This window comes from Ensifer sp. GW821-FHT05G01, from assembly GCF_059419585.1.
In genome coordinates this window covers 178705-198488 of sequence record NZ_JBWKSC010000014.1, presented here as the reverse complement: position 1 = coordinate 198488, position 19784 = coordinate 178705, and the positions used below count along the sequence as shown (strand labels likewise).

Here is a 19784-nt window from a genome sequence, read left to right as displayed (position 1 = left end):
CCTGCTGATGTCCTTAGGGTCTATCAGCCTTCCTTCGGCTTGTAGGCGATGCAGTCGATCTCGACCTTGCAATCAACCATCATCGCCGACTGGACACAGGCCCGGGCCGGTGGATGCGCACCGAAATACTCCTGATAGATCTTGTTGAAAGTCCAGAAGTCACGCGGATCGTCGAGCCAAACGCCGCAACGCACCACATGCTCGGTACCGTATCCGGCCTCTTCCAGAATGGCCAGAAGATTGGCGATCGCCTTGTGCGTCTGCGGAATGATACCGCCCTCGATGATCTCGCCTTTTTCCATCGCGACCTGGCCGGAAACGTGCAGCCAACCGTCCGCTTCCACGGCGCGCGCAAAGGGTAATGGCTTACCGCCCGCACCGACTTGTTCAGTGCCATACCGTTTGATGGTCATGTGTGCCTTCGTGCAAATTATTTTCTTTAATCGTTGACAAATGACCATAGAAAGCTGAATTTGGCCAGAGAAAAACACCATTCATGAAAAGAATTTCAGTTTAGGGCGAAAACATGCGGGATCCCTTCCTCAATCCGTTCCCCTCCTCCGACACCGCGCGCCATGCCATCTGGGAGATGCTGGTTCCGCGTGACATCGACGCTTTTCTTTCTGCCGATTGGTCGATGGTATCAGGCGATTTTGTCGAAGAGGGCTTCATCGGCATCGACGGACGTCGCCAGACCAATCCCGACGATTGGCGCCTCACCTTTCCCTCGCTTGTCGCCTATCGCGACGAGTGGTTGCGCCAGGCGAAAGACTTCGCTGGGCTTTCTTTCGCCGAAGACACGCGCACCGCAATCTTCACCACGACGACGCTTGAGGACATCGAGGTCAATGGCAACGTCGCGCTCGCGCGCAAGAAGTTTGATGGCGGGTTGAAGAAGTCGGACGGCAGCTTCGACGTGATGCAATGGCAGACGGTTTATTGCTGCCGCCTGCACGAGGGACGCTGGAAGATTTCCGGCTTCACCGGCTACCTGCCGAACCCGATGGGATCGGCTTGAACCAGCGACGCACGGGAAAGGCAACGGCATTGCGGATCTTCACAGCGGCGCTTGCGACGGAAACCAACACCTTCTCTCCCATCTGCATAGACCGTCGTGCCTTCGAGGCGTCGCTCTATGCACCACCGGGCGAGCATCCGGAGACGCCGACGCTCTGTACGGCCCCGCTCACGGTCGGCCGCCGCATCGCAGCGGAAAAGGGTTGGACGCTGATCGAGGGTACCGCCACGTGGGCGGATCCGGCCGGCCTCGTCAACCGCCAGACCTATGAGGGTCTGCGCGACGAAATTCTCGATCAATTGCGCGCCGCACTGCCTGTCGATGCCGTTGTCATGGGACTGCACGGCGCCATGGTCGCCGACGGCTACGAGGATCCCGAGGGCGATCTTCTGACCCGCATTCGCGCGATCGTCGGTTCCGACGTTCTCGTCTGCGCTGAACTGGACCCGCACAGCCACCTCACCGCAAAGCGCGTTTCGGCGGCGGACTTCTTCGTCTTTTTCAAAGAGTTTCCGCACACCGACTTCGTCGATCGAGCGGAAGATCTCTGGCGGATCGCCATCGATACGCTTGAAGGCCGTGTCACGCCGGTGATGTCCGTTTTCGACTGCCGCATGATCGACGTCTATCCGACGTCGCGTGAACCCATGCGCTCGTTCGTCGACAAATTGATCCGCATCGAGGCAGAGGATCCGGACGTCCTGTCGCTGTCGGTTGTGCACGGTTTCATGGCCGGCGATGTCCCCGAAATGGGGACGAAGGTGCTTGCCGTGACCAACGGCAAGCCGGAGAAAGGCGAAACGCTGGCACGGGAACTCGGGCTCGAACTCTTTTCGAAGCGCGGAACCTTCATCATGCCGCAGATCGATGAGAAGCAGGCTGTTGCCGAGGCCTTGGCGGCCACCGAAGGTCCGGTCGTAATTGCCGATGTCTGGGACAATCCGGGCGGAGGAACAGCGGGCGACGCGACCGTGCTGCTCGAAGAATTGCTGGCGCAAGGCGCGACCAACGCCGCTGTCGGAACGATTTGGGATCCGATGGCCGTACAGATCTGCATGGCCGCCGGCGAAGGGGCTGAAATTCCGCTGCGGTTTGGTGCCAAGTCAGCGCCAGGAACGGGTAACCCGGTCGATGGCATCGTCAAGGTCATCAAGCTGGTACGCAACGCGGAGATGCAGTTCGGCGAGAGTTTTGCTCCCTTCGGCGACGCGGCCCTCATTTCCTATCGCGGCATCGACATCATCCTCAACTCGACGCGAGCGCAAAGCTTCGATCCGAGCCTGTTCTCGGTGATGGGCATCGAACCGCAGGCAAAAAGCATCCTGGTCATCAAATCGACCAACCACTTCTACGCCTCGTTCTCCAAGATCGCCGCGCAGATCCTCTATTGCTCGGCCGGAACGCCCTACCCGAACAATCCCGCCAAGACTGCCTATCTGCGCGCGCCCCGGAATATCTGGCCAAAGGTTGCAGATCCGCATGGCCTCGAGAAAGGCGCAGCTTAGTCCCGCTCGCGGCCCTGCTACGGTGGCCGCTCGGTAGAGGGGGCCCTTCGACCAAGCCTTGTTCAATTGCATATGAAAAGGCCGCCGTCCCGATCAGGGACGGCGGCCGATTGCATTGGGAGTGATCGTCAGGCCGCAGCCGGATCGAGCAACTCCATGTCGATATCCGTGAGTTCCACCCGCCGCTCGAGCGCGATACCCGCCTCGTCGAACAGGTGGCAATCGGCGGCACGAATGCCCGTCAGCACCTGTTCTTCGGGGCGAATGGCAACCGTGCCCGGCAGCATCGCACAGTAGTTCTCGCCTTCGCCACCGATCGCGGCGTAGGCAACGGTGTGGGCGCCGAGACGCTCGATAACCGTTGGCGTGACAGACAGAGACAGGTCGCCGGCTCCGAGCAAGATATGCTCGGGCCGCACGCCCAGCGTCAATGTCCGTCCGACCAGACCGGCATGCGGCCTGACCGGAACGACAACAGCCTGCCCCTTGTAGTCGACCTCCACGCCGACATCGCTGACGGCCGTGCAGGTTACTGCCAGGAAGTTCATCTTCGGATTGCCGATGAAACCGGCAACGAAGATGTTGGCAGGCTTGTGGTAGAGTTCGAGCGGCGCGCCTGTCTGAGCGATTTCACCGGCATTGAGGACGACGATCCGGTCCGCCATCGTCATCGCTTCGACCTGGTCGTGCGTGACGTAGATCATCGTAGCCTGCAATTGCCGATGCAGCTTCGCCAGTTCAATGCGCATGTCGGCGCGCAGCGCCGCATCGAGGTTCGAAAGCGGCTCGTCGAACAGAAAGATCTTCGGTTCGCGCACGATCGCCCGGCCGATAGCCACCCGCTGGCGTTGGCCGCCAGACAGCATTCCGGGCTTTTGCTGCAGCCGTTGGTCGAGATGGAGGATGCGCGCTGCATGCTCCACCTTGGCCTTCAGTTTCTCTTCCGGCATCTTTTCTACGCGAAGCGGAAAGGCAATGTTCTCGAAGACGGTCATGTGCGGGTAGAGCGCATAGGATTGGAACACCATGGCGATCCCACGTTTGACCGGCGGCAGGTCGTTGACGCGTTTGCCATCGATCAGGATGTCCCCCGAGCTGGTCTCGTCAAGACCGGCTATCATCCTGAGCAATGTCGACTTGCCGCAACCGGAAGGTCCGACGAAAACGACGAACTCACCGTTTTTGACTTCGAGTTCGATGCCCTTCAGCACCTCGAATGTCCCGTAGAATTTCTGAACCGTATTGAGATTGAGCTGTCCCAAGAAACTGTCTCCGGCCGCCGGCTGGAAGCGGCCCGTTCGTAACGGATTGGTCAGGGCCGCGGACCGAAGATCCGCGGCCCGATGAACTTACTTGTACTCTTCGAGTTCACCAGCCGCCTTCTTCAGGGCGTCGGCCGGCTCTGCCTGACCGGTCACGACCGACTGGACCATGGCGATGACGACGTTCTGGAAGCCCTTGTAGTCGGTGAAGAGCGGCTCCGGACCACCAAAGGCGATACCGTCAATGAACGGCTTCCAATAGGGATCCTTCTTGACGAACTCGTCGACCATCGGCGACGGCCGCAACGGCGTCAGGCCGGCAGCGCCCTGAAGCTCATACTCGCCTTGCGGACCGGGCGAGGTTATGAACTTGGCAAATTCGATCGCCTTCTCTTCGACGCCGGACCCCTTGAACACCGCCAGGCTGTCGGTAATCAGCAGCGTGCCCTCGCCCTTGGCCGAGGGGCCGAGCGGCAGCGGCGCGACTCCCCAGTTGACCTTGGTATCCTTCAGGCGCACGGCGGCACCTGAGCCCGACTGGAGCATGCCAACCTTGCCGTCGAGGAAGATGGCCCGCATCTCGTTCTGTTCGTAGGCGGTCGCACCTTCGACGGAATAGGGCGTGATGTCCTTGTAGGCCTGGAGCGCCGCCAGAACTTCCGGGCTGTCGATGACGATCTTGTCGCCGTCGATCACCTTGCCGTTGTTGGTGTACACCCAGTGCATGAACTGGTGCATCGTGTTGTCGAAGGTCTTGGCCGGAAGACCATAGCCGGCGACACCAGTCTTTTCCTTGATCGTCTTGGCAAACTCGATCTCTTCAGCCCAGGTCTTCGGCGGCTTCTCGGGATCAAGGCCAGCCTGCTTGAACAGGTCCTTGTTCCAGTAAAGCGCCTTGGTCGAGAAGGCGACCGGAACGCCCCACTGGTTGCCGTCGAAGGTCACCGTGTCGACGATGTTGGGGTAGTACGTCTTCTTCTCCTCGTCCGTCATCGGCACGGGCACGATCAGATCGTTCTGGGCGAACTCCTTCAGCGTGCGCGAGCCGACATAGGCCATGGCGACCGGCGTGCCGGCGGCGGCGAGCGTCGTCGCCTTGTCCTGGCACTGAGCCCAGCCGACGACTTCCGGCGTGACCTTCCAGCCTGGGTTCTTTTCTTCCCACTGCTTGATGTACTTGGCATGCACCGCATCCATGGTGTCGCCGCAGTAGATCCAGCTGATCTCCTGGTCGGCAGCCTGGGCAGCAACGCCGCCGAGTGCGGTCGAGCCGAGCAGGGCGAGCGCGAATACCCCTGTCTTGAATTGAATTGACACTTTTTATGCTCCCGTTCTCTGGTGGTTGGTTGGTCTTATTGTTTCACCGCGCCCGCGGTCAGGCCGCTGACGAGATACCGTTGTAGGAGGAAGATCACGACGACCGCCGGCGCGATGCCGACGAAGCTTGCGGCCATGAGTTCGTTCCAGATGACTTCCTGGCGACCGAAATAGGCAAACAGCCCGACCGGCAGCGGCATGAACTCGGTCTTGGAGTTGAAGGTCAGCGCGTAGATGAACTGCTGGGCATAGGCGCCGATGAAGGTGGTGATGGCGACGACCGTGATGCCCGGCATGGCGATCGGCAGGATCACGCGACGCAGGGTATAGAAATGGCTCGCGCCATCGACAAAGGCGGCCTCGTCCAGTTCGCGCGGGATGCGCATCATGTAGGTGCGCAAAAGCCAGATCGCCGACGGGATCAGGAAGGCAACGCCCGGCATGATCATCGCGAGATAGGTGTTGAGCACGCCGAAGCTGCGCATCAGCCGGAAGAGCGGGATGAGAAGAACCGCACCCGAGAACATGTTTACGGCCAGAAACGCCCCGAGCAGCAGCCCGCTGCCGCGGAATTTGAAGCGGGCAAAAGCGTAAGCCGCCGGGATGACCAGGATCAGCACGATCGCGGTCACGATGGTGGATATGAAGAAGGAGTTGAAGATGTAGCGCGCAAAGCCTGGCACGCTCTCCCACATGGTGAAGTAGGCCGCAAAAGAAGCGTTCTCGGGCCAGAACTTGTAGGGCGATGAAAAAAGCAGGCTCAGCGGCTTCAAGGATACGATAAAGCCTTCGACGAACGGCGCCAGAATGAAGGCGAGGAACACGAAGATACCGACATAGATGGCGACGAGTTCGTACCAGCGATAGCGGTTGATCAGGGCAGGCTGGCTCATTTCTGTTCCCCCGCGGACAGACGGCTGGTAACGCGGAAATAGGCAAAGCAGAAGATCGACAGGAAGATGCAGATCAGCACGGCGCGCGCCGCGCCCTCACCGTATTTCTTCGAGCCGATCGCGGTGCGATAGGTATCGATGATCATCGTGGTGGTCTCGCCGTTGGGGCCGCCCTGCGTGAGGATCCAGATGATGTCGAAGGAATTGAAGGTCGCAATCAACGACAGCATCGACATGGTGATCAGCGACGGAACAAGAAGCGGCAGCGTGATCCGGCGGAAACGGTAGAACCGCCCTGCGCCATCCGTCCACGCGGCCTCATAGAGGTCCTGCGGGATCGCCTGCATCGCTGCCAGCATGTAGAGCGTGACGAGCGGCACGCCGATCCAGACGTCAGTGACGATCGTCGCCCAGAAGGCGGTCGAACCGCGGGCCAGGAAAGCGATCGGTCCGTCGATGATCCCCCAGTTCTGCAACACGCCGGAAATCATGCCGAACTGGCCATTGTACATCCAGCCCCACATGAAGATGCCGATGGCCATCGGCACGATCCACGGCGGCATGGTGAGGAGGCGGAAAAGCGCGCGCCCGGGCACGGCGGCATTCAGCATCGTCGCACCGAAGACCCCGATGATCATCTTGATCGAGACCGAAAAGAAGGTCCACACGAAGGTGCGGAAGATGACCTCGGCGAAGGTTTCGTTGAAGATCTTGTCGTAATTGACCCAGCCGACCCAGTTCGTCGTCTTCTTCAGCGAGGCGTCGGTAAACGACAGGATGAAGGTATCGACGAGAGGATAGGCGACGATGACCGTGACGTAGAGCACGGCGGGCAAAAGCAGGATCCAGGCGAAGATGATCGTGCTGCGTTGAACACTCATCCCGCTTCTCCTCTCACGCCGCCCGTGAATGCAGGGCTTCGTCGAAGCGGTCCCAGATGGGCCTGAGATCGATGACGCTGCGCTTGCGGCGGGCCTCGTCCATCGACAGGGCCAGGATGCCGGCTTCAAGCGCATCGATCGTCGAAACAGGCAAGGGCCGGCCATCACGCACGTGGCCGATGATATCGGTCGCCATCTGCTCGTCCGCACCGTAGTGCTGCGACAATTCGGTGGCGGCGTATCTGTTCTCGACGACCTTCTTGCCGGTCAGCATCTCGTGCACGTCGAAATAGCCGCGGATGAAATCGCCCTCGGCCATGCCGCGCGACCCCATGATGCAGAAGCGGCGGAACTGATCCGGCACATTGAGGTTGGTGTGGAAGTTCATGCCGACGCCATTGGCGTACTCGACGATCGCGACCTGGTAGTCGATGATGTCGCCGTCGCTATCGAACACCTTGTCGGACCCCATCCAGCCGCTCGGCTTGCGATGGAAAAGCTCAAGGTCGTTGATGCCCTCGCGCGCTGGGTCGTTGGCCGGAATGAAGCTCTTGCGGCCGCCGAAGCTCGCCACCCGCTCCGGACGAGCGCCGATGACGCCGTTATAAAGGTCGAGGTCGTGGCAGCATTTCTCCAGCATGAAGCTGCCGGAATAGCGCTCGTAGCGACGCCAGTCGCGCATGAAGAAGGCGCCATGATAGGGCTCGATGTGTTCGGATGCCTCGATCGAAACGACCTGGCCAAGCTTCCCTTCCGCAAGCGCTGCGCGAAGGTCCCGGTACATCGGCGCGTAGCGCAGCACCAGGCCGACCATCAGGCGCTCGTGGCCGAATTTCGCCATCAGCTGCGCAAGCTCCAGGCTTTCCTGAACGGTCGTCACAATCGGCTTTTCGCTGAAGACCTTGAGACCGGCCTCAAGCCCGATCCGGATATGATCGAGATGCATGTGGTTCGGTGACCCGATCATCAAGAGGTCGAGCTTCTCGTTGGCGATCAGCTCTTCGGGCGTCGCATAGGCCTTGCCGACGGAGATGCCTTTTTCGACCAGACCCGGAAGTCCGGCCGGCGCCGGATCGACGTATCCCGCGATCTCGAAGTTCTCATCCATGGCTTTGAAAACGTAGCCCAGATATCCCAGACGGAATCCGAGTCCGATTATCCCGACTTTCATGCTCGCACTGTTCCCTTGCCTTATGGCGTAATTTATTTTCGCAGACTGGGACAGTTTTTTGAGGTCGTCAACCCAAATCCGCGTATTTTGTAAAATTGTGAAATTCATTTTCATGGAACGCAGCAAATGCCGCTGTGACAGGCATTCCCCGGACAACCAAAGAGGGTGCGACCTCCGCAACTCTCCGACAGGAGGAAAGCGGTCCAGACCACTATACGTTGCGTGGGTGATTTCTGGTCGGTTCAGGCTTTTGCGAGCAAGCGGTCGCCCCAAGTGCAGCAGCCGTGGCAATGGCCCGGCCAGACAATGGTAGCCTCATCTTGGGATGATCACCGACCGTTCCCTTCAGTGTGATCTGCGCATTTGGCGCAGTCAAGAACGGAACGGCCAGCGCGCTACGAGCGGCAAAGACTTCCTTCTGACGCCCCTATAAAGCACGCTCCATTCCAGCACGCAGTCCTGTGTTCTGACGCAGCGCGCAGCCGATGACCCCAATGGCATGGCAGGCGGTGGGCGGCGCTGCCCTAACGTCCCATTCGAGACCCGAGACTTCGTTCGCCTGCCTGCAGGGCATCGTGGATCAGGACGGCAAGCACCGCAACGATGAGCCCCCCCTGGACGACGAAGGCAAGGTTGTTGGACTGCAGACCGGCGATGATCACTTCGCCGAGCGTCCTTGCCGCAACCGTCGAGCCGATGGTCGCAGTCGCCAGACTGATGACCACGGAAAGCCGGATGCCGGCGAGGATCACCGGCATCGCCAAGGGCAGTTCGATCTTCATCAACCGTTGACGCCCGGTCATGCCGGTGCCCCGCGCCGCCTCCATGATCGATGGCGGCAGGGTCGTCAGCCCCGTCAGTGCGTTCTCGAAGATTGGCAGCAGACCGTAAAGGAAGAGCGCAATCAGCGTCGGCTTTTCACCAAAACCGAAGATCGGCACGGCGAGTGCCAGGACGGCGACTGGTGGAAAGGTCTGCCCGATATTCACCAGGCTGCGCGAAAGCGGCAGGAACTCTGCCCCCGAACGACGCGTCACCAGGATCGCCAGTGCCAGCGCGACGACAGTCGCGCAGGCCGTTGCGATCGCCACCGTGCGCAGATGCAGCAGCGTCAGTTGCAACAGGCTGCCCTGGTTGTAAATCGCCGGCGCATTCTCCTGAACCAGCGGCCGCAACAGCGGTTCGAACCATTGAGGCTGGATGAGAAAGGCGACGAGGACAGCAAATGCAAACAGCCGAAACAGAGTTGGAAGGCGCAGCATCACGTGGGCCCCGCGGCACGCTGAACCAGGCCATCAAGGCTGACCTTGCCGATCAGGGCACCATCGGGGCCAATGACGGGAAGTGCCTTGCGACCGGTCCAAAGAAGCGTCGACAAGGCCTCGCGCTGGGTGGCCGCGCTCGCAATCGCCTCGCCTTCTGCCGCACCCGGCTCGACGGCATCAGCGACAGTTTCGATCGCCAGCAGCCGGAACGGTCGCTCGCCGGCGCCGATCAGGCTTTCGACGAAGGCTGTCGCCGGTTTGACGAGCATCTCGGCGGGCGTTGCGTATTGCACCACTTCGCCCTTGTCCATGACGGCGATCCGGTCAGCCAGATGGAAGGCTTCCTCCATGTCATGCGTAACGAGGACGATCGTCGTTTCGAAGTGCTTCTGGATTGCTAGCAGATCGTCCTGCGCCTTGGCCCGAATGATCGGATCGAGCGCGCCGAAGGGCTCGTCCATCAACAGCACCTTTGGCTCTGCCGCCAGCGCGCGGGCGACACCGACACGCTGCTGCTGGCCGCCGGACAGTTCATGCGGATAACGCGGGCCGAACGCCACCGGATCGAGTTGAAAGAGTGTCAGCAGTTCGGTGACCTTGGCCTCGATGCGGGCGCCATCCCAACCGAGCAATGTCGGCACGGTGGCGATGTTTTGCGCAACGGTACGGTGCGGAAACAACCCATGCCCCTGGATCGCATAACCGATCCGCCGGCGCAGTTCGTAGTCCGGAAGCGAACGGTTATCCTCGCCGTCGAGCTTGATCGTGCCTGATGTCGGCTCGACCAGACGATTGATCATCCTGAGCAAGGTCGTCTTGCCGGAGCCGGAAGTCCCGACGATGACAGTGACCGTGCGTGGCGCGATCGTCAGACTGACGTCCCTGACAACAGTGGTCTCGCCATAGCGCTTGGTAATACCTTCGATCTCGATCATGCGCTTTGCACCCGGTTGCGGTTTGGTGTGGCCGTCTCGATCAGGGCATCGAGGACGATAGCGGCGGTGAATGCCAAAAGGACGGTCGGAACTGCTCCGAGCAGGACTAGGTCCATTGCCGTTTGCCCGACGCCTTGAAAGACGAAGACGCCGAAGCCGCCACCGCCAATCAATGCCGCGATCGTCGCAAGCCCGATGTTTTGAACGAGAACGATGCGAATGCCGGTGAGAATGACCGGGAAAGCCAAGGGAAATTCGATACCGACAAGGCGCTGGAAGTCCGTCATGCCGATGCCGCGCGCAGCGTCATTGGCTTCCCTCGGCACGCCGGCAAGCCCGACCACGGTGTTGGCGACGACAGGCAGCAGCGAATAGAGGAAAAGCGCGACGAAGGCCGGAGCCGTGCCGATGCCGCGGATGCCGATGGCGGCGGCACCCGGAACATGCACCGCGATCCAGCCGAGCGGTGCAATCAGAATGCCAAAAAGCGCGATCGACGGGATCGTCTGTATCGCATTCAGGACGCCGAGCAGACCGTCGCGAAGGCGCGCGACACGATGGCAGAGAATGCCGAGCGGAATGCCGACGATGGTCGCGGCGGCAAGCGAACCCAAGGCGAGCGTCACATGCTTGCCTGCCTCGGCCCAGAAGGTGTCTGCGCGGCTGGCATATTCCTTGAGAAGGGACAAACCGTCCCACGTGCCTGACGTCAGAACAGCGGCAATGAAGCCGAGGACCGCGGAAAGAAAGAGCACGCGCACCAACGGCGACGGCCGCAGCCGGGTCAATGCGTCGGCGGCCAGCAAACCGAGCGCGAACAACAGGATCCAGAACCCGGAGGCCGGCGAAACGCGAGCGTAGGCGTTTTCAGGTGGCGTCAGATGGCCCGCGGCAGCACCGATGCCCAGCGCCAACGCGGCGATCGCAGCAAATGCGGTGCCGAGGCGCAGCCGGCTAGGCGTTTTCAGAACCGCGACAACCACGGTCGCGGTGACAAGGAGGAGAACAACGACTGTCCATGCAGACGGCAGGGCTTCGCCTATCGATTTCGCCTCGCCGGCGACAATGCGATTGGCGCGAAAGGTCGCGAAAGGCGCCAGCAACGCGCCGTAGGCGGCAAGTGCGGCAATGATCACGCCAAGCTTGTCCACGCGGAACTGCATCAGATCCCTTTTTCTCATCCGGCTACCGCTTGACGGACCTTCGTTGTTCCACGCCCATAAAAGAAAACGCTGGTCGGATGCGTGCATCCGACCAGCGTCACGCTTTTGCGTCAACCTATTTCAGGAAGCCGTTCTTCTTCAGGAAGTCCTCGGCGACCGCCTTTGCCGGCTCGCCGCCGACCTGGACGCGACCATTCAGTTCCTGCAGCGTCACCAGGTCGAGTTTCTCGAAGACCGGCTTCAACAGCGTCTCGATCTGAGGGTTCTCCTTCAGCACCGCCTCGCGGATGATCGGAGCCGGCTGGTAGACCGGCTGAACCGACTTGTCGTCTTCAAGCACCACGAGGCCGGATGGGGCGATACCACCATCGGTTCCGTAGACCATGGCGGCATTGGCACCGTTCGTCTGGTTGGCCGCCGCAGCGATCGTCGCGGCGGTATCACCACCTGAAAGGGTGATGAGCTGTTCCGGCTTCAGCGTGAAGGCGTAGGTCGTCTGGAATGCGGGAAGAGCCGCCGCGGAGTTGACGAATTCGGACGACGCGGCAAGTACGACACTTCCGCCGCCGGCAACATATTTGCCGAAATCGGACAGCGTCTTCAGCTTGTTGGCCTCAGCCACATCCTTGCGCAGGCCGATCGCCCAGGTGTTGTTTGCGGGAGACGGCGTCAGCCAGACGATCTTGTTGGCGTCGTAGTCGAGCTTCTTGGCGTTCTCGTAAGCCTTCGCGGCATCCTTCCAGGCCGGGTCGTCCGCCTTTTCGAAGAAGAACGCGGCATTACCGGTATATTCCGGATAGATGTCGATTTCACCGGCGGTAATCGCCTTGCGCACCACCGGCGTGGCGCCGAGCTGCACCCGGTCTACCGTCTTGATATTGTTGGCATTCAATACGGCAAGAATGATGTTTCCGAGCACGCCGCCTTCCGTGTCGATCTTGGACGACACGACGACGTCGGCGTTGGCGGCAGCAGCGGTCAGCGTGAAGGCAAAGGCTGTTCCGATAAGCAGTCTGGTCAGGCGCATGGAGTTCTCCCTCGAAATTCGGTTCCGCAGTTTGATCACGGAATATTCCCGTCGTCCGGGCAAGCCATTCCATATATGTCAGCCTTCGACAAAAAATAGAGCTGCGGGCAGACGGCGCGATGGGTGAAAAATCCCTTCATCCATTATCACCATCGAAACTATAGACTACACCCCAAGCCGGCAGGCGATTGGGCGTTGCAATCGGCGGCGTTGTCGGTCACTCTGATTGCGGCCCGCCATAAAGTCCGCTTTCACTCATGGTTGCGATGCCGCTCGATCCGAACCGCCTGGGGGCTGGCGGCGCGGGCTCGCCCGGCGAACGTTCGGGGAATCAATGTCGATCTACTTTCTCGCGCTTCTTATCGGCGTGGTGGCCGGCCTTCGCGCCATGACCGCGCCTGCCGCCGTCAGCATTGCGGCTGCGGCCGGATGGCTGCCGGTTACCGCGACCTGGGCTGCCTTCATGGGCTTCCGTTTCACACCCTATATCTTCGGGCTTCTCGCGTTGGTCGAGTTCGTCACCGACCAACTTCCAAGCACACCGAGCAGAAAGGTGCCGCAGCAATTCGGCGCACGTATCGTCAGCGGCGGTTTCTGCGGTGCGGTCCTCGGCACGGCCGGCGGCTCGCTGATCGGCGGCCTGATCGCAGGGATCATCGGCGCCGTGATCGGCACGCTTGGCGGCTATGAGGCACGCAAGCGGCTGGTTGCCGCAACAGGAGGCAGGGACCTGCCGATCGCTCTGCTCGAAGACGTCGTTGCCGTGCTGCTCGCGCTCTGGGTGGTGTCCTCGGTGCTATGACGAAACACTTCGATGCCATCATCATCGGCGCTGGCCAGGCGGGGCCGTCATTGGCCGGTCGCCTCGCCGCTGCCGGAAAGTCCGTTGCGCTGATTGAGCGCAAGCTGTTCGGCGGCACCTGCGTTAACACCGGCTGCATGCCGACCAAGGCGATGGTCGCCAGCGCCTATGCTGTGCACATGGCCCGCCGCGGTGCGGATTTCGGCGTGACGACCGGTCCTGTTTCCGTGGATTTCAAGCGCGTCATGGCGCGCAAGGACAAGGTGAGAACCGACGCCCGATCGGGCGTCGAAAACTGGCTCAAGGGAATGGAGAACTGTATTATCTTCGAAGGGCACGCCCGCTTCGAGGATCCGCACACCATTCGGGTTGGCGAGGACATTCTCACCGCCGACCAGATCTTTCTCAACACCGGAGGCCGAGCGGCCACGCCAGATTTTCCCGGTGTCGACGACGTGCCCTTTCTCACCAATGTGTCGATGATGGATCTGGACGTTCTTCCGCGCCACCTGATCATTGTTGGCGGCAGCTATATCGGCCTTGAGTTTGCACAGATGTTCCGGCGTTTCGGCTCCGAGGTGACGGTGATCGAAAAAGGACCGAGGCTGATTGCGCGCGAAGACCCTGACGTTTCCGACGCCGTGCTGGCAATTCTGGAAAAGGAGGGCATCCGGTTCCGGCTCAATGCCGAATGCATCCGCTTTGCCAGACAGGGCGACGATGTCGCCGCCGGCGTCGATTGCACCTCGGGCGCGCCGGAGATCACCGGCTCACATCTGCTGCTCGCAACGGGACGGCGGCCGAACACCGACGATCTCGGCCTCGACAAGGCGGGCGTGAACACCGACGCGCGCGGCTATGTCGAGGTGGATGACATATTGCGCACCAACGTGTCGCACATCTTCGCCATGGGCGACTGCAACGGCCGCGGCGCCTTCACCCACACCGCCTATAACGACTTCGAGATCGTCGCCGCCAACCTGCTCGATGGCGAGCCGCGGCGGGTGAGCGACCGCATCTCCACCTATGCGCTCTATATCGATCCACCGCTCGGGCGCGCCGGAATGAGCGAGACCGAGGCGCGCAAGACTGGCCGCAAGATTGCCGTCGGCAGGCGACCAATGACCCGTGTCGGTCGTGCGGTCGAAAAAGGCGAGACCGAAGGGTTCATGAAGGTGGTCGTCGACGCCGACAGCAAGGAGATCCTCGGAGCATCGATCTTGGGCACCGGCGGCGACGAAGCCGTTCAGAGCATTCTCGACGTGATGTACGCCAGAAAGCCCTACTCCACGATCACCCACGCGGTGCACATTCATCCGACCGTTTCGGAACTGATCCCGACGGTCTTCGGCGATGTCGCGCCGGCAAGCTGACGGTCGGCGAACCGACCGTCAGGCGCTCGTTCAGACCAGCGCCGAGCGCGCCAGATGGTAGAAATACATCGCGCCGCGCTCGAGGATGTCGTCGTTGAAGTCGTAGCGCGTGGTGTGGAGCCCGCTCGAATCGCCGTTGCCGATCAGCACGTAAGCGCCCGGCACCTCTTCCAGCAGGAAGGAAAAATCTTCACTGCCCATCAGCGGCTCGGCGAGTTCGACGAAAGCGCCCTCGCCGAACTTTTCATTGATCACCGCGCGCGCATGGTCGACCGCATCGGCGTTGTTGATGGTCGCGGGGTAGCCGACCTGCCAGCCGAATGTGACCTCGGCGTTGAAGCTCTGTGCCTGGAAACGGGCGATCTGCTCGACGCGTTCCTGCAGCTGCTTGCGCACGACCGGGTCGGTCGCACGCATGCTGATCTCCAGCACGGCCGTATCGGGAATGATGTTCGAGGCCGAGCCCGATTGGAACGAGCCGACGGTCACGACTGAGGGCTGATGCGGCGAGACATTGCGCGACACCAGTGTCTGCAGCGCCATGACGATGCTCGAGCCGACGACGACAGGATCGACCGTGAGCTCCGGCTGCGCCCCGTGGCCGCCCTTGCCCTTGATCGTCAAGGTCAGCACGTCGATGGAAGCGGCCATCGCGCCGGCACGGGTCGAGAAGGTGCCGGCAGGCAAGCCCGGCCAGTTATGAAGCGCAAAGACGCGCTCGCAGGGAAAGCGCTCGAACAGACCGTCCTCGATCATCAGCTTCCCTCCGCCGAAATTTTCCTCGGCGGGCTGGAAGATCAGATGCACTGTGCCGTTGAAGCTTGCGTCCTGCGACAGTGCCCAGGCCGCACCGAGCAGCATGCTCGTGTGGCCGTCATGGCCGCAGGCGTGCATGGCGCCGGGATGTTTGCTCTCATAGGCAAGCCCGGTCTCCTCCTGCATCGGCAACGCGTCCATGTCGGCACGAAAGCCGATCGAGCGGTTGCTGTTGCCGCGCTTCAGCGTCGCGACGATGCCGGTCGTTGCAAGGCCGCGTGTCACTTCGAAGCCCCAAGACTGCAGCAGGCCGGCGACGAATTCTGAGGTCTTGACCTCGGAGAGGCCGATTTCCGGCATCGCGTGCAGCGTGTGGCGGATATTGATGAGTTCGGGCAGGAACTCCGACAGGGTCGCGTCGCGCATGGGTCTCTCCTCAGGCCATCTGCAGGAACTGGCGCAGGCGCGCCGATTTCGGGTCACGCATGACCTGCGACGGGGCGCCGCGTTCCTCGACGAGCCCCTTGTGCAGGAAGATAACTTCGCTTGAGATGTCGCGCGCCAGCGACATTTCGTGCGTCACCATCACCATGGTGCGCCCCTCCTCCGCCAGCTTCTTGATGACGAGAAGCACCTCGTTCACCAATTCCGGGTCGAGCGCCGAGGTCGGCTCGTCAAAAAGCATGACGTCGGGCTTCATCGCCAGGGCACGGGCAATTGCCGCGCGCTGCTGCTGGCCGCCCGAAAGCTGGTTCGGGTAATGATCGCGCTTCGGCGTGATGCCGACCTTCTCCATCAGTATCTCAGCTTCGCCAATGGCATCCTTGCGCGTCATGCCGAGCACATGCATCGGCCCTTCGATGATGTTTTCGAGGATCGTCTTGTGAGACCAGAGATTGAAGCTCTGGAACACCATGCCAAGGCGGGTGCGGATATGTTCGAGCTGGCGCTTGTCGGCGGCAACGAGCTTGCCGTCCTTGCCCTTCACCGTCCTGATCACTTCGCCCGAGACGGTGATTTCACCCTCGTCCGGCGTCTCGAGATAGTTGATGCAGCGCAGCAGCGTGCTCTTGCCCGAGCCGCTGCTGCCGATCAGCGAGATGACGTCTCCGGATTTCGCTTCGAACGAAACGCCCTTGAGTACCTCGACCGAGCCGAAGCTCTTGTGGATGTTGTTCACAGACAGTGCGGTTGCGACCATCGTCGTTCCTCCTGTGGCGCGGCTGCGCGCCTTGTCCTTATGCCTTGGCCGTGCGGTAGCGGGTTAGCCGCTTTTCGACGACGTTCATGATCCGCGTCAGGATGAAGACGACGGTGAAATAGATTATGCCGGCTGCGATCAGCGGTTCGAAGATCAACAGTGACTGGCGCTGCAGCATGCGGGCGGTGCCCATCACCTCGAGAATGGTGATCGTCGACGCCAGCGAGGTCGTCTTCAAGAGGATGATCAGATCGCCCGTCAGAACCGGCAGGCAAGAACGCAGTGCCTGCGGCAGCGTGATGCGCCGAAGGATCAGCGAGGAGCGCATGCCGATCGATTTTGCCGCCTCGATCTGTCCGCGCGGGATCGCCTTGATCGCGCCGCGGATGACTTCGGCATTGTAGGCCGCCTGATTGAGGCTGAGCGCGAAGATCGCATACCACAGCCCGTCGCGCAGATAGGGCCACAGGAAGCTGTGGCGAACCCACGTTCCCGGCAGGACCTGTCCGAGGCCATAATAGACGAGATAGATCTGCACGAGCAGTGGCGTGCCGCGAAACGCGAAGGTGAAGACATAGGCCGGCATCGACAGGACGCGGCGGGGCGAAAGCCGGGCAAGGGCCACAAGCGTGCCGATGACCAGACCGAAGATGCCGGCAACAGCCGTCAGAAGCAGCGTGAGCGGGGTCGCCTTGATGAGGGCCGGCAGGAAGCCGATAACGTTGGAGATCGTTTCCATCAATGGTGCCCCCGGTTCAGGCGGCGCTCGATCTGGGCGATCACCAAGGCCGAGACGAGCGTGATCAACAGGAACAGGACCGCCGTCAGCCCGTAGAAGAAGATGTATTGCTTGGTGCCTGCGGCAGCGCGATAGCCGGTGTAGAGCAGTTCGCTGAACGAGCCGAGCACGCTGATGATGGCGCTTTCCTTGGTGATGGAAAGCCAGAGATTTCCCATGCCGGGCACCGCGTGGCGCATCATCTGCGGCAGCACGATGCGGGTGAAGACCTTGCGCGGCCGCATGCCGATCGAAACCGCGGCCTCGATCTGCCCCGGGGGGACTGCGAGGAAGGCAGACCGCAGCACTTCCGTCATGAAGGCGCCGGAGACGAAGGCAAGCGCGATGATGGCCGCCCAGAACGAGCTGAACTGGAAGGTCTCGGCGACGAGGCCGAAATGTTTCAACAGACGTTCAGCGCCGCTTGCGACCGAGAAGTAAAGAAGCAGGATGACCAGGAGTTCAGGAAGCGAACGCACGACCGTGGTATAGATATCGGCGAGCAGGCGGGGAAGACGATGCTTCGAAAGCTTCCCAGCAGCGCCCAACAGGCCGAAGACGACCGCGACCGCATAGGCGACCACGGAGACCTGCAGCGTCATCACCAGGCCCCAGGCGAAATCGTCGCCCCAGCCCTCGCCGCCCCAGGCAAGCAATTGCCAGTAATACTCCATCCGTCGCTACCTGTTCCCGATTGGTGTCGTCAGCCAAGGGCTGCGATGATGCCCGGACGCTGCGGTCCGTTCGGCAATCGAGGGCGAAGGGGCTCGGCCCGACGCCCTCGAAAATGCACTTACTTCTGGCCGAAGATCCACTTGTCGACAAGCGTCTTGACCTGTCCGTCCTTTTCGAGGGCGGCAAGACCGGCATTGACCTTCTCGAGTGTCGCGGCATCGCCCTTGCGCACCGCATAAGCGACACCTTCGCCGAGAACGGCGTTCTTCGGAACCTCGACCTTGACTTCATAATCGGCGCCATCAGGCGACTTCAGGAACGTCTGGATGTAAAGGTCCGGGATCAGAACGTAGTCGACGCGGCCGGCAACGAGATCGGCGACGGAGTTGTCGGCGGTATCGTAGCTCTTGGCCTCAGCGCCAGGCAGGTACTTGGCGACATAGGCCGACTGCACGCTCGACGTCTGGACGCCGATGATCTTGCCTTCGACGCTGGCCGGATCAATGATCTGACCGGTACCGTCGGCAGCGTCGACCGTCTTGATCTCGCTGGTGTCGGACTTGGCGCCGACGAAGGACGTGCCTTCGGTGTAGTAAGGCGTCGAGAAATCGACGACCTTGCGGCGTTCATCGGTGATCGAGAAGGCGCCGATGATGAAGTCGACCTTGTTTTCCTTCAGCGACGGGATGAGGCCATCCCACGCCATCTGGTTGATGTCGCACTTCACAGCCATCTTTTCGCAGAGCGCGCGAGACAGGTCGGCCTCGAGGCCTTCCCATTCGCCGCCGGCATTGACCTGCGTGAAAGGCATGTAGGGCTCAGGCGTCATGCCCAGGCGCACAGTGTCCTGAGCGAAAGCAGCGCTTGCCGCCATCGAAAGGGCGATCCCTGCAAACAGGGCCGACTTGAACTTCTTCATGATGTTTCCTCCGCGAAATTATGTCTGGATCAGAGCGTGTTGCTGAACCAACGCAGCGACATGCAGGACAGGCCCGCGTCGATCTTGCCGATTTCAGTCGTCTTCATCGGCACGACCTTGTAGCCGAGCTTGTCGAGCATCTCGATCGTGCGCGGGAAGTCCGAGCCGACCATGACGACGTCGTTGACGCGCAGCGCATTGGCCGCCGGCTCTTCGCCTTCGGGAATGATCACCTGCTTGAAGCGATCGAACACGCCGGACTTGGCAAGACGGGCGGTCGACAGCACGGTCTCCTCGTCGAGCAGCGAGCAATCGGTCTTGAAATGCAACACGCCTTCCGGAGTGGCGACGATCTCGCTCTTGCGGCCGAGCTTGTCGAGGCAGGCCTGCAGCGCTTCGGCGCCGACCTTGTCGGTGCGGGCCGAAAGGCCGATCATCACGCTTTCGCGGGTCGTCAGCACGTCGCCGCCGTCGGCAAGGCCGGTGCCCGGCAGATCGAGAACGGTCTCGAACATGGCGCGGAGCGTCGGCTCAATTTCGATGGTTTCCTTGACGCGGGTCGCAGCGCCCGGACGCAGGAGGATCGCGCCTTCCGTGAAGACCAGCGCCGGATCTTCGACGAAGATCGAATCCGGGAAAGCTTCGAGCGCCGGAAGAACGGTAACCTTGACGCCCGCATCCTTCATCGCAGCGATGTAGGTATCGTGCTCGGCCTTCACGCCTTCATAGGTCGGATTGCCACGATCATCGGCGCGCAGACCGTTGACGACGGTGGTCGAGGGCGTGCGGACGATGATGTTGTTGAAATTGTAGACGGGGCGTGCTTGCGACATTTGTAGTACC

At 61.3% G+C, this 19784-nt stretch carries 20 protein-coding genes; 4 read left to right on the top strand and 16 right to left on the bottom strand.

The features are described 5' to 3' along the window. Positions 1-23: 23 nt before the first annotated feature. Complete coding sequence (locus AC07UR_RS28440; RefSeq protein WP_173423000.1) at positions 24-413, bottom strand: RidA family protein; 390 nt, start codon at positions 411-413, stop codon at positions 24-26. Between the two features lie 113 nt (positions 414-526). On the opposite strand from AC07UR_RS28440, the gene AC07UR_RS28435 reads away from it, so the two are divergent. Next, a complete protein-coding gene (locus AC07UR_RS28435) occupies positions 527-1018 on the top strand; it encodes a hypothetical protein (RefSeq protein ID WP_209789974.1) in 492 nt (163 codons plus the stop codon). A gap of 29 nt (positions 1019-1047) precedes the next feature. Further along, a complete protein-coding gene (locus AC07UR_RS28430) occupies positions 1048-2523 on the top strand; it encodes a M81 family metallopeptidase (protein WP_234903101.1) in 1476 nt (491 codons plus the stop codon). A gap of 128 nt (positions 2524-2651) precedes the next feature. Here the strand turns inward: AC07UR_RS28430 and AC07UR_RS28425 are convergent, their stop codons facing one another. The 9 genes from AC07UR_RS28425 to osmF form a co-directional block, all read right to left on the bottom strand. Further along, on the bottom strand, positions 2652-3785 hold the full coding sequence (locus AC07UR_RS28425; protein ID WP_209789976.1) for an ABC transporter ATP-binding protein: 1134 nt from the start codon (positions 3783-3785) through the stop codon (positions 2652-2654). Between the two features lie 87 nt (positions 3786-3872). Next, positions 3873-5102: an ABC transporter substrate-binding protein gene (locus AC07UR_RS28420; protein WP_173423004.1), complete on the bottom strand. Its 1230-nt coding sequence runs from the start codon at positions 5100-5102 to the stop codon at positions 3873-3875. Positions 5103-5137: 35 nt separating this feature from the next. Continuing rightward, the gene (locus tag AC07UR_RS28415) at positions 5138-5995 is read right to left on the bottom strand and encodes a carbohydrate ABC transporter permease (protein ID WP_173423005.1); all 858 of its coding nucleotides are present in this window, start codon (positions 5993-5995) and stop codon (positions 5138-5140) included. Beyond that, positions 5992-6876: a carbohydrate ABC transporter permease gene (locus AC07UR_RS28410; protein ID WP_209789977.1), complete on the bottom strand. Its 885-nt coding sequence runs from the start codon at positions 6874-6876 to the stop codon at positions 5992-5994. The genes AC07UR_RS28415 and AC07UR_RS28410 overlap by 4 nt, the downstream gene beginning before the upstream one ends. Before the next feature lie 13 nt (positions 6877-6889). Then, positions 6890-8047: a Gfo/Idh/MocA family protein gene (locus AC07UR_RS28405; protein WP_209789978.1), complete on the bottom strand. Its 1158-nt coding sequence runs from the start codon at positions 8045-8047 to the stop codon at positions 6890-6892. A gap of 524 nt (positions 8048-8571) precedes the next feature. Then, positions 8572-9309, bottom strand: a complete 738-nt coding sequence (locus AC07UR_RS28400; protein WP_209789979.1) for an ABC transporter permease — start codon at positions 9307-9309, stop codon at positions 8572-8574. After that, complete coding sequence (locus tag AC07UR_RS28395; RefSeq protein WP_173423009.1) at positions 9309-10247, bottom strand: ABC transporter ATP-binding protein; 939 nt, start codon at positions 10245-10247, stop codon at positions 9309-9311. The genes AC07UR_RS28400 and AC07UR_RS28395 overlap by 1 nt, the downstream gene beginning before the upstream one ends. After that, positions 10244-11410 (bottom strand): ABC transporter permease, encoded by a 1167-nt coding sequence (locus AC07UR_RS28390; RefSeq protein ID WP_327795838.1) that lies wholly within the window; start codon positions 11408-11410, stop codon positions 10244-10246. Before AC07UR_RS28390 ends, AC07UR_RS28395 begins: the two co-directional genes overlap by 4 nt. 115 nt (positions 11411-11525) lie before the next feature. Then, entirely contained in the window at positions 11526-12437 is a 912-nt protein-coding gene (gene osmF, locus AC07UR_RS28385) for a glycine betaine ABC transporter substrate-binding protein OsmF (RefSeq protein WP_209789981.1), read from the bottom strand. A 334-nt stretch (positions 12438-12771) separates the two neighbouring features. Here osmF and AC07UR_RS28380 point away from each other — a divergent pair, with 334 nt between their 5' ends. Beyond that, entirely contained in the window at positions 12772-13239 is a 468-nt protein-coding gene (locus AC07UR_RS28380; protein WP_173423012.1) for a DUF4126 domain-containing protein, read from the top strand. After that, positions 13236-14612: an FAD-containing oxidoreductase gene (locus tag AC07UR_RS28375; RefSeq protein WP_209789982.1), complete on the top strand. Its 1377-nt coding sequence runs from the start codon at positions 13236-13238 to the stop codon at positions 14610-14612. The genes AC07UR_RS28380 and AC07UR_RS28375 overlap by 4 nt, the downstream gene beginning before the upstream one ends. Before the next feature lie 30 nt (positions 14613-14642). Here the strand turns inward: AC07UR_RS28375 and AC07UR_RS28370 are convergent, their stop codons facing one another. The 6 genes from AC07UR_RS28370 to AC07UR_RS28345 all read right to left on the bottom strand — a co-directional run bounded on the left by AC07UR_RS28370 (position 14643) and on the right by AC07UR_RS28345 (position 19774). Further along, complete coding sequence (locus tag AC07UR_RS28370; RefSeq protein ID WP_209789983.1) at positions 14643-15794, bottom strand: M20 aminoacylase family protein; 1152 nt, start codon at positions 15792-15794, stop codon at positions 14643-14645. Positions 15795-15804: 10 nt separating this feature from the next. Further along, positions 15805-16569 carry an ABC transporter ATP-binding protein gene (locus tag AC07UR_RS28365; RefSeq protein WP_173423015.1) on the bottom strand — a complete coding sequence of 255 codons (765 nt, stop codon included), beginning with the start codon at positions 16567-16569 and terminating at the stop codon, positions 15805-15807. 37 nt (positions 16570-16606) lie between these two features. Beyond that, positions 16607-17308 carry an ABC transporter permease gene (locus AC07UR_RS28360; protein ID WP_209789984.1) on the bottom strand — a complete coding sequence of 234 codons (702 nt, stop codon included), beginning with the start codon at positions 17306-17308 and terminating at the stop codon, positions 16607-16609. Continuing rightward, complete coding sequence (locus AC07UR_RS28355; RefSeq protein ID WP_077501832.1) at positions 17308-18021, bottom strand: ABC transporter permease; 714 nt, start codon at positions 18019-18021, stop codon at positions 17308-17310. Before AC07UR_RS28355 ends, AC07UR_RS28360 begins: the two co-directional genes overlap by 1 nt. 119 nt (positions 18022-18140) lie before the next feature. Further along, positions 18141-18941 (bottom strand): transporter substrate-binding domain-containing protein, encoded by an 801-nt coding sequence (locus AC07UR_RS28350; protein WP_173423017.1) that lies wholly within the window; start codon positions 18939-18941, stop codon positions 18141-18143. 29 nt (positions 18942-18970) lie between these two features. Next, a complete protein-coding gene (locus AC07UR_RS28345) occupies positions 18971-19774 on the bottom strand; it encodes a dimethylarginine dimethylaminohydrolase family protein (RefSeq protein ID WP_173423018.1) in 804 nt (267 codons plus the stop codon). Between the last annotated feature and the right edge of the window lie 10 nt (positions 19775-19784).

What these genes read in the sequence shown, in the direction of transcription:
- osmF (WP_209789981.1), bottom strand. Translation starts at nt 12,437, where the DNA reads ATGCGCCTGACCAGACTGCTTATCGGAACAGCCTTTGCCTTCACGCTG.
- AC07UR_RS28410 (WP_209789977.1), bottom strand. Translation starts at nt 6,876, where the DNA reads ATGAGTGTTCAACGCAGCACGATCATCTTCGCCTGGATCCTGCTTTTG.
- AC07UR_RS28380 (WP_173423012.1), top strand. Translation starts at nt 12,772, where the DNA reads ATGTCGATCTACTTTCTCGCGCTTCTTATCGGCGTGGTGGCCGGCCTT.
- AC07UR_RS28400 (WP_209789979.1), bottom strand. Translation starts at nt 9,309, where the DNA reads ATGCTGCGCCTTCCAACTCTGTTTCGGCTGTTTGCATTTGCTGTCCTC.
- AC07UR_RS28390 (WP_327795838.1), bottom strand. Translation starts at nt 11,410, where the DNA reads ATGCAGTTCCGCGTGGACAAGCTTGGCGTGATCATTGCCGCACTTGCC.
- AC07UR_RS28345 (WP_173423018.1), bottom strand. Translation starts at nt 19,774, where the DNA reads ATGTCGCAAGCACGCCCCGTCTACAATTTCAACAACATCATCGTCCGC.
- AC07UR_RS28370 (WP_209789983.1), bottom strand. Translation starts at nt 15,794, where the DNA reads ATGCGCGACGCGACCCTGTCGGAGTTCCTGCCCGAACTCATCAATATC.
- AC07UR_RS28415 (WP_173423005.1), bottom strand. Translation starts at nt 5,995, where the DNA reads ATGAGCCAGCCTGCCCTGATCAACCGCTATCGCTGGTACGAACTCGTC.
- AC07UR_RS28435 (WP_209789974.1), top strand. Translation starts at nt 527, where the DNA reads ATGCGGGATCCCTTCCTCAATCCGTTCCCCTCCTCCGACACCGCGCGC.
- AC07UR_RS28375 (WP_209789982.1), top strand. Translation starts at nt 13,236, where the DNA reads ATGACGAAACACTTCGATGCCATCATCATCGGCGCTGGCCAGGCGGGG.
- AC07UR_RS28440 (WP_173423000.1), bottom strand. Translation starts at nt 413, where the DNA reads ATGACCATCAAACGGTATGGCACTGAACAAGTCGGTGCGGGCGGTAAG.
- AC07UR_RS28405 (WP_209789978.1), bottom strand. Translation starts at nt 8,047, where the DNA reads ATGAAAGTCGGGATAATCGGACTCGGATTCCGTCTGGGATATCTGGGC.
- AC07UR_RS28355 (WP_077501832.1), bottom strand. Translation starts at nt 18,021, where the DNA reads ATGGAGTATTACTGGCAATTGCTTGCCTGGGGCGGCGAGGGCTGGGGC.
- AC07UR_RS28365 (WP_173423015.1), bottom strand. Translation starts at nt 16,569, where the DNA reads ATGGTCGCAACCGCACTGTCTGTGAACAACATCCACAAGAGCTTCGGC.
- AC07UR_RS28395 (WP_173423009.1), bottom strand. Translation starts at nt 10,247, where the DNA reads ATGATCGAGATCGAAGGTATTACCAAGCGCTATGGCGAGACCACTGTT.
- AC07UR_RS28360 (WP_209789984.1), bottom strand. Translation starts at nt 17,308, where the DNA reads ATGGAAACGATCTCCAACGTTATCGGCTTCCTGCCGGCCCTCATCAAG.
- AC07UR_RS28350 (WP_173423017.1), bottom strand. Translation starts at nt 18,941, where the DNA reads ATGAAGAAGTTCAAGTCGGCCCTGTTTGCAGGGATCGCCCTTTCGATG.